The sequence below is a fragment of the Ancylobacter sp. genome (assembly GCF_965249975.1).
Taxonomy (GTDB): Bacteria; Pseudomonadota; Alphaproteobacteria; order Rhizobiales; family Xanthobacteraceae; genus Ancylobacter.
This window is the reverse complement of the sequence record NZ_CBDFNE010000004.1, coordinates 23023-36496: the sequence shown is the minus strand read 5'-3', so window position 1 is coordinate 36496 and position 13474 is coordinate 23023. Positions and strand designations below refer to the sequence as shown.

At 66.5% G+C, this 13474-nt stretch carries 13 protein-coding genes; 12 read left to right on the top strand and 1 reads right to left on the bottom strand.

Translation table 11 applies throughout. The features are described from left to right. Positions 1-31: 31 nt before the first annotated feature. The gene (hisD, locus tag ACP2AH_RS04780; RefSeq protein WP_425104763.1) at positions 32-1351 is read right to left on the bottom strand and encodes a histidinol dehydrogenase; all 1320 of its coding nucleotides are present in this window, start codon (positions 1349-1351) and stop codon (positions 32-34) included. 181 nt (positions 1352-1532) lie between these two features. On the opposite strand from hisD, the gene ACP2AH_RS04775 reads away from it, so the two are divergent. The 12 genes from ACP2AH_RS04775 to ACP2AH_RS04720 all read left to right on the top strand — a co-directional run bounded on the left by ACP2AH_RS04775 (position 1533) and on the right by ACP2AH_RS04720 (position 13408). After that, on the top strand, positions 1533-2012 hold the full coding sequence (locus ACP2AH_RS04775) for a VOC family protein (RefSeq protein WP_425104762.1): 480 nt from the start codon (positions 1533-1535) through the stop codon (positions 2010-2012). Positions 2013-2023: 11 nt separating this feature from the next. Continuing rightward, positions 2024-3238 carry an acyl-CoA dehydrogenase family protein gene (locus ACP2AH_RS04770; protein ID WP_425104761.1) on the top strand — a complete coding sequence of 405 codons (1215 nt, stop codon included), beginning with the start codon at positions 2024-2026 and terminating at the stop codon, positions 3236-3238. Positions 3239-3272: 34 nt separating this feature from the next. After that, a complete protein-coding gene (locus tag ACP2AH_RS04765; RefSeq protein ID WP_425104760.1) occupies positions 3273-3974 on the top strand; it encodes a TetR/AcrR family transcriptional regulator in 702 nt (233 codons plus the stop codon). 94 nt (positions 3975-4068) lie between these two features. Beyond that, positions 4069-4812: an FCD domain-containing protein gene (locus ACP2AH_RS04760; RefSeq protein ID WP_425104759.1), complete on the top strand. Its 744-nt coding sequence runs from the start codon at positions 4069-4071 to the stop codon at positions 4810-4812. A 128-nt stretch (positions 4813-4940) separates the two neighbouring features. Further along, positions 4941-6179 carry an LVIVD repeat-containing protein gene (locus ACP2AH_RS04755; protein ID WP_425104758.1) on the top strand — a complete coding sequence of 413 codons (1239 nt, stop codon included), beginning with the start codon at positions 4941-4943 and terminating at the stop codon, positions 6177-6179. A 14-nt stretch (positions 6180-6193) separates the two neighbouring features. Continuing rightward, positions 6194-7216, top strand: coding sequence for a CobW family GTP-binding protein (locus tag ACP2AH_RS04750; protein ID WP_425104757.1), 1023 nt, complete (start codon positions 6194-6196; stop codon positions 7214-7216). A gap of 509 nt (positions 7217-7725) precedes the next feature. Then, the gene (locus ACP2AH_RS04745) at positions 7726-8760 is read left to right on the top strand and encodes a Bug family tripartite tricarboxylate transporter substrate binding protein (protein WP_425104756.1); all 1035 of its coding nucleotides are present in this window, start codon (positions 7726-7728) and stop codon (positions 8758-8760) included. A 66-nt stretch (positions 8761-8826) separates the two neighbouring features. Beyond that, positions 8827-9279: a tripartite tricarboxylate transporter TctB family protein gene (locus ACP2AH_RS04740; RefSeq protein WP_425104755.1), complete on the top strand. Its 453-nt coding sequence runs from the start codon at positions 8827-8829 to the stop codon at positions 9277-9279. 15 nt (positions 9280-9294) lie between these two features. Further along, a complete protein-coding gene (locus ACP2AH_RS04735) occupies positions 9295-10824 on the top strand; it encodes a tripartite tricarboxylate transporter permease (protein ID WP_425104754.1) in 1530 nt (509 codons plus the stop codon). A gap of 9 nt (positions 10825-10833) precedes the next feature. After that, a complete protein-coding gene (locus ACP2AH_RS04730; RefSeq protein WP_425104753.1) occupies positions 10834-11874 on the top strand; it encodes an amidohydrolase family protein in 1041 nt (346 codons plus the stop codon). Continuing rightward, positions 11871-12317: a cupin domain-containing protein gene (locus ACP2AH_RS04725; RefSeq protein ID WP_425104752.1), complete on the top strand. Its 447-nt coding sequence runs from the start codon at positions 11871-11873 to the stop codon at positions 12315-12317. Before ACP2AH_RS04730 ends, ACP2AH_RS04725 begins: the two co-directional genes overlap by 4 nt. Next, the gene (locus ACP2AH_RS04720) at positions 12314-13408 is read left to right on the top strand and encodes an Ldh family oxidoreductase (protein WP_425104751.1); all 1095 of its coding nucleotides are present in this window, start codon (positions 12314-12316) and stop codon (positions 13406-13408) included. Before ACP2AH_RS04725 ends, ACP2AH_RS04720 begins: the two co-directional genes overlap by 4 nt. Positions 13409-13474: the final 66 nt, after the last annotated feature.

The following is a 13474-nucleotide window of genomic DNA, read 5'->3' as shown; positions in this document are numbered from 1 at the left end:
GAGGGAATCCGAGGGGCGCGGCGGGCCGGCGTCACCCGATCGTGTGGGCCGCAGCCGCCGCGTACTCGACATTGCCGCCGCCATAGCGGCGGACCCGGACATTGGCCTGCTCGGCATGGCCGAGGAAACCTTCGAGCACGCAGAGCCGCGAGCAGTACGCGCCAATTTCCGCGCTCGCTTTGTCGCTGGTCACCTTCTGATAGGTGCAGGTCTTCAGGAATTTGCCGACCCAGAGCCCGCCGGTGTAGCGCGCCGCCTTCCTGGTCGGCAGCGTGTGATTGGTGCCGATCACCTTGTCGCCATAGGCGACATTGGTGCGCGGGCCGAGGAACAGCGCGCCGTAATTGCGCATGTTGTTCAGGAAGTAGTCGGGGTCGGCGGTCATCACCTGCACGTGCTCGGATGCGATGCGGTCGGCCTCGGCCACCATCTCGTCGAGGCTGTCGCAGACAATCACCTCGCCGAAATCGCGCCAGGAAACCGAGGCGATCTCGCGGGTCGGCAGGATGTCGAGCAGTCGCTCGATCTCGGCCATGGTCGCGCGCGCCAGCGTCTCGGAATTGGTGAGCAGCACCGCCGGCGAGGTCGGTCCGTGTTCGGCCTGGCCCAGAAGGTCGGTCGCGCAGATCTCGGCATCGACCGTAGCGTCGGCAATCACCAGCGTTTCGGTCGGGCCGGCGAACAGGTCGATGCCGACGCGGCCATAGAGTTGCCGCTTGGCCTCGGCGACGAAGGCATTGCCCGGCCCCACCAGCATGTCGACCGGCGCGACCGTTTCGGTGCCCAGCGCCATCGCGGCCACGGCCTGTACCCCGCCAAGCACGAGAATTTCGTCGGCTCCCGCCAGATGCATCGCCGCGACGATGGCGGGATGCGGTCCGTTCTCGAAGGGCGGGGCCGCCGCCACGACGCTCTTCACGCCGGCGACCTTGGCGGTGACCACGCTCATATGGGCGGAGGCGACCATGGGATATTTGCCGCCCGGCACATAGCAGCCGACACGCTCCACCGGCACATTGCGGTGGCCGAGCACCACGCCCGGCAGGGTTTCCACCTCAAGGTCGGTGATGCAGGCGCGCTGCTTCTGGGCGAAGTTGCGCACCTGTGCCTGGGCAAAGCGGATGTCGTCGAGATCGGACTTCGAGACCTTCGACAGCGCCGCTTCGATCTCCGGCTCGGACAACTTGAAGCTCGCCGGCGACCATTTGTCGAAGCGCTCGGAAAAGGCGCGGACCGCCGCGTCCCCGCCGGCCTCGATCTCCTTCAGTATGGTCTCGACCGTGGCGCGCACCTGCGCATCGGCGTCGGCCCGCTCCGCGCTGGAGCGGGCGGTCTTCAAATGGCGGGGCATGTTTTCCTCCCGGCCCCTCGGTGGAGCCACATGTGGGCGCGAGCGGCGAGGCGCGGCGCGGTCCATCGCTATCCGTTCTTATTTATCGAGTGAAAACTAAATGACCGAGACGTGTCAAGCCTTGCCGGGGTCCACCCGCCCATGTTATTTATCGTTCGATAATTAATAGGAAGGGAACGCCATGCACGCCACCGGCCTGAACCATCTCTCGATCAGCGCCCGCGATGTCGACGAGTCCGTTCGCTTCTATGTCGAGCTGTTCGGGATGGAGATCATCCCGACCTATAATTTCGGCTTCCGCACCCAGTATCTGCGCTGCGGCAACCAGCAGCTGCACATCTTCGGCCTGCCCGACGCCACGCCGAACTTTCAGCATTTCGCTCTCAACGTGGACGACTTCATGGGCGTGTATGAGCGGGCGCGCGACGCCGGCCTCATCGACCACACGACCTTCGGCAATGGCGTGAACGAGATGCCCGACGGCACGGTGCAGCTTTATCTGCGCGATCCCGGCGGCAATCTCGTCGAGGTCGACTGGCCGGATGTTTCCAGCCTCGACACCTCGCGGATTCCCGAGCTCAAGCGTCTCGCCGACCGCTTCGAGCAGGTTGGCGAGAATCTCGAGGCGACCCTTTACCTCGACCGCCGCCGGCACGCGTGAGGGAGGCGGTGATGAGCGCCACGATCTCGGTGCCCGCCCTCGCCCGCTCGCCCGAGGAGCGGCGCCACGATGAACTGCTCGGGCGCGCCGTCGAACTCGCCTCGGTGTTCGCCGAACGCGCCCCGCGCACCGAGGATTTGCGGCGCCTGCCGCCGGAAAGCGAGCGCGATCTGCATGAGAGCGGCCTCTACCGGATGCTTCAGCCGCAGGCGGTCGGCGGCGCCGAACTCGGCTATGAAAGCCTGATCACCATCGGCGCCGCGCTCGCCGCCGGCTGTGCCTCGACGGCGTGGAATCTCACCAACCTCGCCAGCCATCACTGGATGCTGGCCATGTTCCCGCCGGCCGCGCAGGACCGCGTCTGGAACGAGGACCGTGACGCGCTCATCGCCTCCTCCTTCGTCTTTCCCGCCGCCAAGGTGACGAAGGCGCCAGGCGGCTATGTGCTTTCCGGGCGCTGGCCCTTTTCCTCGGGCGTCGATGTCTGCGGCTGGAACATGCTCGCCGGCATCCTGCGCGCGGACGGCGCGGCGCCGGACCACCGTGTGTTCCTGCTCCCCCGCGCGGACTACAGGATTCTCGACACCTGGCAGGTCACGGGGCTCAAGGGCACGGGCTCCAACGACGTGGTGTGCGAGGAGGTTTTCGTGCCGGAGGAGATGACCGTCTCGGTCGCGCATCTGAAAGGCGGCGGGACGCCGGGTGCCGAGCGGCATCCCGCGCCGCTCTACCGCCTGCCGGTATTCGCCCTGTTCCCGGCCATCCTCTCGGGTGTCGGGCTTGGCAATGGCGAAGGCGCCCTCACCGATCACGTGGCGTCCACCCGCAAGCGTGCGGCGAGCTATACCGGCGCGCGGCTGGCCGAACTGCAGAGCGTGCAGATTCACATCGGCAGCGCCGCGACCCGGCTGTCCCACGCCCGGCGCATGATGCTGGCGATCTGCCATGAGGCGATGCGCGATGCCGCGCGCGGCCATGTCCCCGACCCGGTGACGAAATTCGCCTATCGCCGGGATCTGGCCTTCGCGACCGGCTTGACGACGCAGGCGGTGGACGAAATCAATGGCGCAGGCGGCGCGCAGGCGCTCTATCTTTCGGGCAGCGCGCAGCGCCGCTTTCGCGACGCCCATGCTATAAGCGCCCATATCGCCTTCAGCACCGATGTCGCCAACGCCGCTTTCGGGCGCCTTGCGCTCGGCATGGAAGCCGACAACCCGGCCGTGTGAGACGCGCCGCGACAGGGATATCGACGCAAGATCAATGGACGGCCCGTCATCTCCCTCCGCTGAAGCCGCCGGCACGGTTCGCGCGGCCCGGCGCACCCGCAACAAGCCCGAAGACCGGCATCGCGAATTCGTCCGCAAGGCCATCGAGCTGTTCGCGGAGGTCGGGTTCGAGGCCGGCACCCGCGAACTTGCCCAGCGCCTTGGCGTCACCCAGCCGCTGCTCTACCGCTATTTCCCCAGCAAGGACGACCTGATCGCCGCCGTCTACCAGGAAATCTACGTCAATCGCTGGAAGAGCGAATGGCGCGAGGGATTGATGGACGAGAGCCGCCCGATCCGCGAGCGCATCATCCGCTTCTATGAGGACTACACGCGCACCATCTTCACGCCGGAATGGATCCGCATCTACATCTTCGCGGGGCTGCGCGGCGTCGACATCAACCGGCGCTATGCCGCGAAGGTGGAGGCTGAGATCCTGCGGCCCATCACCTTGGCAACCCGGCAGAGTTTCGGGCTGAGCGGGAACGAACCGCCGAGGCCGGAGGAGGTCGAATTGTTCTGGACCCTCCAGGGTGGCATCTTCTATTACGGCGTCCGCGAGATCGTGTACCAGTTCCCGATGCCGGTCGACCGGCCGACCATGATCCGCAACGCGGTCGACACCTTCCTCACCGGCGTCGGCCCGGTGCTGACCCACCTCGCCGGTCGGGAAACCGAGGACAACGCAAAGCGTTAGACGATTGGCCCATTGGGCCTCGAACATCTTCGCTTTGATCGAACGTCCCCCGCGCGTATGATCCACCGGTAATTGTAGCCGTGGAGAGTGCCCTGTGTCCCTTCAGCCCGTCGCGGTCGCGGACGACGAATCGACAACGCTCGGCATCGAGATTTACGCCCGGCTGCGCCGCGACCTGATCGCCGGTCATCTCAAGCCCGGCGAGCGGCTGCGCTTTCGCCAGCTGAGCGCGATCTATGGCGTCGGCATCGCGCCGCTGCGCGAGGCCCTGTCGCGTCTGGTGTCCGATCAGCTGGTGCGTTTCGAAGGCCACCGTGGCTACACCGTCGCCCCGCTCTCGCTGTCGGACCTGCATGATCTGTGCGCGCTGCGCACCGAGCTCAGCTGCAACGCGCTGCGCCGCGCCATCGCCCGCGGCGATGAGGATTGGGAGGCGGAGATCCTGGCCGCCCTGCACCGGCTGGAGCGCACGCCGCTGCCGCATTCGGTCGAGGACCGCAAGACGGTGGACGAATGGGAGCTGCGCCACGACCGCTTCCACTACAGCCTGATCGCCGCCTGCGACTCGCCCTGGCTGCTGCATTTCTGCGGGGCGCTGTCCGATCATTTCCAGCGCTATCGGCGCGGCGTGATCGTCGTGACCTCGTCGTCGCAGGAGCTGCTGAAACGCGTGCGCGACCAGCATCGCACCATCGCGGAAGCCGCGATCGCCCGCGACGCGGACCGCGCCACCGCCGTGCTCGCCGAGCACTTTCAGGGCAGCGTGGAGGTGGTGATCCGCAACTATGAGGAGGTCTCCCGAAGCCTCTCGGCGGGCAATGGCGACGAGGGAAACTAGCCGCGAGGCGAACAAACAACACTCGCCTTTATTGACATAGCTATTTTGTTCGAACATCCTTTTGATTAACAATCAGAAGGACCGTTCGACGGGTCTTGTCCGCGTGGGTCCATCCGGGAGGACTGCGCATGCTCGACCACACCAGGGTTGCCGACGTTAAGATCGACCTGATCTCCGGCATGAAGCTCATCGCCCATGACCCGATCGCCGGCTTCGGCGGCATCGGCGAGGGCATGTCGCTCCAGAAGGCACCGGATGGCCGCCGCATTCTCTGGCTCGCGCATGAAGGCCCGCCGAAGAACTTCACCGGCGTCGACGTCACCGATCCGGCCCGCCCCAGGGTAATCGTCCAGACCGACCTGCCGCATAACCGGGTGCGCTCGAACTCGCTGGAGACCTCGGGCAATCTGATGGCGGTGGCCTATCAGACCTATGAGCACGGCGCGCAGCCGGCCGGCATCGAGCTGTTCGACATCTCCGTGCCGGAGCATCCGCGCTCCGTCAGCTTCTTCGACTGCTCCGGCCCGCATTCGCGCGGCGTGCATCAGGTCTGGTTCGTCGATGGCGAATTCGTCCACTGCGCGGCCGGGGCGCCCGACTTCACCCCGCGCAACCCGCTCGACGACCAGCCCTACCGCATCATCGACGTGCGCAACCCGTCGAAGCCGGTCGAGGCCGGCCGCTGGTGGATGCCGGGTACGGCCGAAGGTGACGACGCCCCACCACCGCCGCGCCTGAAGATCGACACCGGGATTCGTTGCCACAACACCAATGTCTACCCGGCCCGCCCGGACCGCGCCTATGTCGGCTATATCGACGGCGGCTTCTTCGTGATGGACGTTTCGGACAAGTCCCGCCCGACCGTCATCTCCCGCTTCAGCCCCAATCCACCCTTCCCGGGCTTCGCGCATACGCTGATGCCGCTGTTCGGCCGCGATCTGGCGGTCGCAAGCCATGAGTGCATCCATGATGACGGCTTCGACTGGCCGAAGCTCACCTGGATTCTCGACATACGCTGCGAGGACAATCCGGTGCCGCTCGCGACGTTGCCCATGCCCTCCTTCGACGAATATTCCCGCAAGGGCGGCCGGTTCGGCTGCCACAATCTGCATGAAAACCCGCCACGCGAGACGGCGCTGCACTCCGAGACCCTGCTGTTCTCGACGCTGTTCAATGGCGGCCTGCGCATCCACGACATCAGCGACCCGCTGATTCCGCGCGAGGTCGGCGCCTTCGTGCCGGCCGCGGCGCCCGGTGCGCGCGTGCCGGCGACCCAGATCAACGAGGTCTATGTCGACGAGAACGGCATCGTCTACTGCGCCGACCGTCACGCGGGCGGGCTCTATATCTTGGAACTCGACCTCTAGGGGGAGACGCCGCCATGATCCCCGTCGTGCTGATCACCGGCTTCCTCGGCAGCGGCAAGACCACGCTGCTGAACCATTTGCTGCGCGATCCCGGCATGGCGGACAGCGCCGTGATCATCAACGAATTCGGCGATGTCGCCATCGACCATCTGCTGGTCGAGAGTTCGATCGAGAACACCGTCGTGCTGCAGAGCGGCTGCATCTGCTGCACCGTGCGCGGCGACCTTGTCGATACGCTGGACGACCTGACCGGCAAGGCGGCACGGGGCGAGGTTCCGCCCTTCTCGCGCATCGTCGTCGAAACCACAGGCCTCGCGGACCCGGCCTCGCTGGTGCAGATGTTCCTGACCGAGCGCACGCTGGCGGAGCGCTTTGCGTTGCGCGCGGTGGTCACCACGGTCGATGCCGCCAATGGCGCCGGCCAGCTCGACGAGTTCGAGGAGTCACGGCATCAGGTCGGGCTCGCCGATGTGCTGGTGCTCACCAAGTCCGATCTCGCCACGCCGGAGGCGATCGCGACGCTGCGCGAGCGGCTGAGAGCGATAAACCCCGGCGCTGAAATCCTGACCGTGGTTCAGGGACACATCGCCCCGGACGATCTGTTCGCCCACGCCGCGCGGGCACCGACGCGCGACAGCGGCGACGTGCTGCGCTGGCTGAACGACGCCGCCTTCGCGGCCGCTCACGCGCCCCACACACCGACCGGGCAGGCGCCTTCCCACCACGACAAGGGCATCCAGGCATTCGCGATCACGCTGGATCGGCCGGTCAGCCGCGACGCGCTGCGCGGATGGCTGCGCGCCATCCTCTCGCTGCGCGGCCGCGATCTCCTCCGCATGAAGGGCATCGTGGCGCTGCGCGGCGAAGCGGCGCCTCTCGTCGTCCACGCGGTGCAGAACGTGCTGCATCCGCCGGTGCAGCTGGAGGCGTGGCCGAGCGCGGACCACACCACGCGGATCGTCTTCATCACCCGCAATATACCGCCCGCCGCGCTACAGCGGAGTCTGGACACCCTTGCGATGGGAAACGCCGCGTGATGCCGGATCGCGCCCTTTGGAACGACCCACCCCCGCGCCCTCATCGGCCACGATGCAGTGCGAAGTTCCAGTAACGACTAAGCATTGGTATACATAATTCAATAATTTTGTAAGTAATGCTGACATTCCCGCTTCCTCCGGACTTTGTTTTATTTCTCTTATATTAGCACGGGAAATTTTCATTTAAAAGAATATCGGCTGTCGCTTTCTGGATTAGGCGCCAAAAGCGCTCCAGTTGACCTAGAGACTGACGCGCCTCCTGACCGTGGGGCGCGCAGTCAGACCGTGCGCCAGCGGAAGCCAGACCTCAAAACACCCGAGGAGGCTGGCGTTTTACATTATCGATACATAATCGATACCGATTTGTACTATACAAATGCCGTTTCGACATGGGTTACGTAGCATATTTATTTCATTTTAACTTGACATCACCGGACGGTCGCCATTTCCTCTGCACCACAAGACGTCAAAAGACGCTGTGCCGCCGCAAGCCTGGGAAGGAACGCCACATGATTCAGACAAACACTGAGATGCGGCCACGCGTGCCGCTTCATCTGCGCCTGAAGCACACCGCCATCGCGTTCGCGCTTGGCGCCGCCTGCCTCGCCGCGCCCACCGCCCTGCAGGCGCAGGGGGCCCCCACCGGCCCGATCGAAATCACCACGGGCACCAGCCCGGGTGGCACGCCGGATGTGCTGATGCGCCGTGCCGCCAAGATCCTCAACGAGCAGAAGATCATCACCAACCCGCTGGTGGTGCAGAACCGCACCGGCGGCTCGTGGATGGTCGCGGCCAATTTCGTCATGGGCAAACAGGGCGACCGCAACGTCGTGCTGTGCATCGCCCAGCCGATCCTGACCACGCCGATCACGCAGGGCCTGCCGACGCTCTATGACAAGCTGACGCCGATCAGCATGTTCATCCAGGGCGATCTGGTTCTGGTCGTCCAGGACAGCTCGCCGATCAAGGACATGAAGCAACTCGTCGAGCTGGCGGCCAAGCGCGAACGCTCGGTCAAGGTCGCTGGCGCCCAGTCGGGCTCCACCGACCACATGGTGTCCGGTCTGGTCGAAAAGGCCGGCAAGGTGAAGCTGAACTACGTGCCGTTCGACGGCGGCGGCGCCGCGCAGGCGGCCTTCCTTGGCGGCAATGTCGACTTCATGACCCTGACGCCGGGCGAAGCACTGCCTTTGGTGAAGGCCGGCAAGGCGCGGATCATCGCGATCCTCGCCAGCGAGCGTCGCACCGCGCCCGAGCTGAAGGACATCCCGACCGCGAAGGAGCAGGGCTACGATGTGGTGTGGGGTCAGGCCTGGGGCCTTGCCGGCCCGCCCGGTCTCGACGCCGAGACGGTGAAGTTCTGGGACGACGCCATCGCCAAGCTGGTCGCCAACCCGGAATGGCAGGCGAGCCTGAAGGAGAACTTCCTGCGCAGCCAGATGATCCCGGCGGCCCAGGTGAAGCCCTACATGCAGAAACTGCATGACGAGCATCTCGCTCTGCTGCGCGACCTCGGCCTCGCCAAACCGACCACGGTGCAGTGAGAAGCTGACCCGGCGGGCCGGGCGAACCCCGGCCCGCCACTGTCCGTCGTCACGCAGGGGTTCGGCATGCGCTCAACCAACATCATCGCCGCACTGGTGCTGCTCGTCCTCTCCGCCACGGTGCTGCTCGGGACATGGCAACTGCCCTATTGGGCGGACTTTGCCCCCGGCTCGTCATTCGCCGCGTTCTGGGTCGGCGTGATCGGCGTCGTTCTGGCACTCGGCCTTCTCGTCACGTCGGTGATGGAGGACAGCGCCGAGCCCCACAGCTTCCCCGGTCGGTCCGGCCTCCTGCGCATTGCCGCGCTCACCGCCGGGCTCTGGCTGATGGTGCTGTTGATTCCGTCGCTGGGCTTCGTCACCGCCAGCGTCCTGTTCTGTCTGTTCCTGCTGCTCGGCATCGAGCGGCGGCCGGTCATGGCCAGCCTGTTCACCACCGTGATCGTGGTCGGACTGGTCTATGGCGTCTTCATCGCGTGGCTCGGCATCGCTTTGCCGACCGGCCCGCTCGGCATCTGAGGCGAGGGACCGCACATGGACGCACTCGTCTCGCTCGCCAACGGTTTCGCCGTCGCGCTGACGCCCACCAACCTGCTGTTCGTGCTGATCGGCGTCACGCTCGGCCAGCTTATCGGCGCGCTGCCCGGCATCGGGCCATCGGCCGGCATGGCGCTGCTGCTCCCCATCACCTTCGGCCTCGATCCCGTCACCGCGCTCGTGATGCTGTCCGGCATCATGTATGGCGGCATGTATGGCGGCACGCTTACCTCGGTGCTGGTGAACGTCCCCGGCGAAGCTGCGAGCGTCATGACCGCGATCGACGGCAACCAGCTTGCGAAGCAGGGACGCGCCGGACAGGCGCTGGCCGTGGCGGCCATCGGCTCGTTCCTCGCCGGCATCGGCTCCGTCACCGCGCTGGTGTTCCTGACCCCGGCGCTCAGCGCCTTCGCGCTCAATTTCTCCGCGCCGGAATATTTCCTGCTGGCGCTGCTCGGCATCACCGCCACGGCGAGCCTCGGCACCGGCTCGGCGCTCAAGGCGATGATCGGCGCCACGCTCGGCCTGATGATCGCCCTGGTCGGCACCGACCCGATCCAGGGCACGTCGCGGCTCACCTTCGGCTCGCTGGAGCTGCTGGAAGGCATCGATTTCCTGCCCGTCGCCATCGGCGTGTTCGGCATCGCCGAGATCCTGGTGTCGATGGAGCAGACCCAGTCGGGTCAGGTCATCCGCACCCGGCTCAAGGATATGTGGCTGACGAGCAAGGACTGGGCGGAATGCCGGATGGCGATCGTGCGCGGCGGCTTCATCGGCTTGCTCATCGGGCTGATGCCCGGCGCCGGGCCGACGGTTGCGGCGCTGCTCGCCTATGTCGTGGAGAAGAAGGCGAGCCGCCACCCGGAGAAGTTCGGCCATGGCGCGCTCGATGGCGTGGCCGCGGCGGAATCCGCCAACAATTCCGCCGCCCATGGCGCGATGATCCCGATGCTCGCGCTCGGCATTCCCGGCTCGGCCTCGACCGCCGTGCTGCTTGCCGCGCTGGTGCTGCTCGGCATCCGGCCGGGGCCGATGCTGCTCACCGAGCAGGCCGATCTGGTCTGGGGCCTCATCGCCTCGATGTTCATCGGCAATGTGATCCTGCTCATCATGAACCTGCCGCTCGCCCCGCTGTTCGCGAGCGTGCTGCGCATTCCCTATTCCTACCTCGTCGCCGGCATCCTCATCGTGTCGCTGGTCGGCGCCTACGCCATCAGCCTCAGCCTGTTCAATGTCGGGCTGACGCTGCTGTTCGGCATGGTCGGCTATCTCATGATCCGCGCCGACATACCGCGGGCGCCGCTGGTGCTCGCCGTGGTGCTGGCGCCGATGATGGAAAGCTCGCTGCGCCAGAGCCTGATGCTGTCGGAAGGCAGCGCCGCGATCTTCGTGCAGCGCCCGCTTTCCGCGGTGCTGGCCCTGCTCGTCATCGGCTCGCTCTGCCTGCCCCTGCTCAGCTTTCTCCTCGCCCGCCGCGCGGCGCGCCGTGCCGGCGTTGCCGAGGCCCTGTCGCATTCCTCTGACTAGGACATCAGCATGACCTCTCTCGCGCCTGCCGCTCCCGTCATCGACGTTCACGCCCATATCCTCACCGAGGACATGATGGCTCGCATGCGGCGCGAGGCGCCCGAGATCGGGCCGACACTCTCGGAGGTCGATGAGGAGGGCGGCGTCCTGAAGGTCGGCGACATCGTGCAGCGGCCATTCCCGCGCGGCGGCTGGGATCTCGACCGGCGCTTCGCCGATCTCGATCATGCCGGCTTCGATCTGCAGGTGCTCTCCAACTGCCCGCAGACCTTCCTTTACGAGCGCGAGGCGGCGCTCACCGCCGCGCTGTGCCAGATCCAGAACGAGGCGATCGCCGATCTGGTACGGCGCCACCCGACCCGCTTCCTCGGCATCGCCACCCTGCCGATGCAGGATCCCGCCCGCGCGGCGGACGAGCTGCGGCGCGCCGTGACCAAGCTGGGGCTGAAAGGCGCGCAGATCGGCTCGCACATCGAAGGCAGGAACCTTGACGACCCGGCGCTGGAGCCGATCTGGGCCACCGCCGAGGAACTCGGCGCCTTCCTGCTGATCCATCCGCAGAAGACCGCGGCCGCCGACCGCACCAACGCGTTCTATCTCAAGAACCTGATCGGCAACCCGCTTGAAACCACCATCGCCGCGGCCTCGCTGGTGTTCGGCGGCGTGCTGGAGCGCTACCCCGACCTGAAAATCTGCCTGGTGCATGGCGGCGGCTTCCTGCCGTTCCAGACCGGCCGCATGATTCATGGCTGGAAGGAGCGGCCGGAATGCCGGCGCTTCATCGGCGAGAGCCCGGAAGTCTCGATCCGCCGGCTGTATTTCGACACGCTGACCCATTTCGGCCCGGCGCTGCGCTATCTCACCGATACGTTCGGCGCCGATCATGTGCTGCTGGGCAGCGACTACCCGTTCGACATGGGCACGCTGGAAGGGGCCCGGCAGGTCCGCGCCGCCGGCTTGTCGAAAGCGGACGAGACCACGATCCTTGGCCGCACCGCCGCCGGCTGGTTCGGTCTCGACGCGCAGACCCGCAAGGCGGTGAACGCATGAGCACGCAGCCATCCGCTCCCGCCATCCTGCGCCCGAACGACCTGCCCGTGACCGAGCGTGGTGGCGGTGCCCGCACCGTCCGGCTCGTAACCGCCGAGATCGGCTCGCAGAAGCTGCTGAACGGCATCACCCGCTTCGGGCCGGGCGCGGCCATCCCGCTGCACAGCCATAATTGCGAGGAGAGCGTGATCATCCTCGAAGGCGACGCGGAGTTCGAGATCGACGGCGTCACCTATCAGCTGTCGCAGCACGACACGACCTGGATTCCCCCTGATGTGCCGCACCGCTTCCGCAACGCCTCGGACAGCGCGCCGCTCGCCATCTTCTGGACCTATGCCGATGTCGAGGCCACCCGCACCCTGACGGCAAGCGGCGAGACCCGCTCCATCGCTTCCGAACATTCGGCAGGCCCGAAAACCCCTTCCGCAGGTACGCCCCAATGAACGCCGCCGTGAAGCCGGATTCCGGCGCCCCTGCCACTCTTCCCCCCGCCGCCCTTGAAGGTCTGATCGCCGACGCGATGGAGGTGTGCGGCCTGCCGGCCACGGACGCGCAGCGCGTGGCGACCCTCATGGTCGAGGCCGACCTGACCGGTGCCGACGGCCACGGCATTTTCCGCCTGCCGCAATATGTGAGGCGGCTAAAGGGTGGTGCGGTCAATCCCACCCCGACCATTTCCGTCGCGCGATCCGCCCCCGGCGTCGCGCTGGTCGACGGCGATAACGGCATGGGTCACCTGGTGATGTCGACCGCGGCCGATACCGCCGTGGCGATAGCCCGCGAGATCGGCGTCGCCTGGGTCGGCGTGCGCCGTTCCAACCATGCCGGCCCGGCCTCGCTCTATGTCGACATGCTGGCAAGGCGCGGCATGGTCGGCATCTACTCGGTGGTCGCGAGCTCCAACCACATGGCGATCTGGGGTGGCACCTCGTCCCTGCTCGGCACCAACCCGCTCGCCATCGCCATTCCCGCCGGCGAGGGCAAGCCGCCGGTGCTGCTCGACATCGCCACCACCGTCGTCTCCTATGGCACGGTGAAGAAGCATCTGTTGAACGACGTTCCGATGCCCGAGGGCTGGCTGGTCAGCAAGGCCGATGGCCGCGCCATCACCGACCCCAAGCGCAGCGGCGAGGGTCTGCTGCTGCCGATCGGCGGCTATAAGGGCTCTGGCCTCGCCTTGATGCTCGGCCTGCTCGCGGGCACGCTGAATGGGGCGGCCTTCGGCAGCGAGGTGGTCGATTTCAACGCCGATTCCTCCACCGAAACCAATACCGGCCATTTCATCCTGGCGCTGGATGTCGGCCGCTTCATGCCGCCGGATGCCTTCGCGGCGCTGCTGGCGACCCAGCTTGATGAGCTGCGCAACGACACTCCCCTGCCCGGCACGGACGGCGTGCGCATTCCCGGCGACCGCCGCGCCGCGCTGCGTGAGGCCCGCGCCCGCGATGGCGTTCCGATGCCAGCGGCGCTGCAACAGCAGCTGGACACGCTCGCCGCCGATCTCGCCATTCCCCCGCTCGCCCGCCGCGTATGAAGGAACGTCATCCTTTCCGCCAGGGCTGACGCCAAAGCGAACCACAGCGGTGCGTTCACGGCCGCG

Coding starts and splice junctions, on each gene's coding strand:
- hisD (WP_425104763.1), bottom strand. CDS start 1,351: ATGCCCCGCCATTTGAAGACCGCCCGCTCCAGCGCGGAGCGGGCCGAC.
- ACP2AH_RS04775 (WP_425104762.1), top strand. CDS start 1,533: ATGCACGCCACCGGCCTGAACCATCTCTCGATCAGCGCCCGCGATGTC.
- ACP2AH_RS04770 (WP_425104761.1), top strand. CDS start 2,024: ATGAGCGCCACGATCTCGGTGCCCGCCCTCGCCCGCTCGCCCGAGGAG.
- ACP2AH_RS04765 (WP_425104760.1), top strand. CDS start 3,273: ATGGACGGCCCGTCATCTCCCTCCGCTGAAGCCGCCGGCACGGTTCGC.
- ACP2AH_RS04755 (WP_425104758.1), top strand. CDS start 4,941: ATGCTCGACCACACCAGGGTTGCCGACGTTAAGATCGACCTGATCTCC.
- ACP2AH_RS04750 (WP_425104757.1), top strand. CDS start 6,194: ATGATCCCCGTCGTGCTGATCACCGGCTTCCTCGGCAGCGGCAAGACC.
- ACP2AH_RS04745 (WP_425104756.1), top strand. CDS start 7,726: ATGATTCAGACAAACACTGAGATGCGGCCACGCGTGCCGCTTCATCTG.
- ACP2AH_RS04740 (WP_425104755.1), top strand. CDS start 8,827: ATGCGCTCAACCAACATCATCGCCGCACTGGTGCTGCTCGTCCTCTCC.
- ACP2AH_RS04735 (WP_425104754.1), top strand. CDS start 9,295: ATGGACGCACTCGTCTCGCTCGCCAACGGTTTCGCCGTCGCGCTGACG.
- ACP2AH_RS04730 (WP_425104753.1), top strand. CDS start 10,834: ATGACCTCTCTCGCGCCTGCCGCTCCCGTCATCGACGTTCACGCCCAT.
- ACP2AH_RS04725 (WP_425104752.1), top strand. CDS start 11,871: ATGAGCACGCAGCCATCCGCTCCCGCCATCCTGCGCCCGAACGACCTG.
- ACP2AH_RS04720 (WP_425104751.1), top strand. CDS start 12,314: ATGAACGCCGCCGTGAAGCCGGATTCCGGCGCCCCTGCCACTCTTCCC.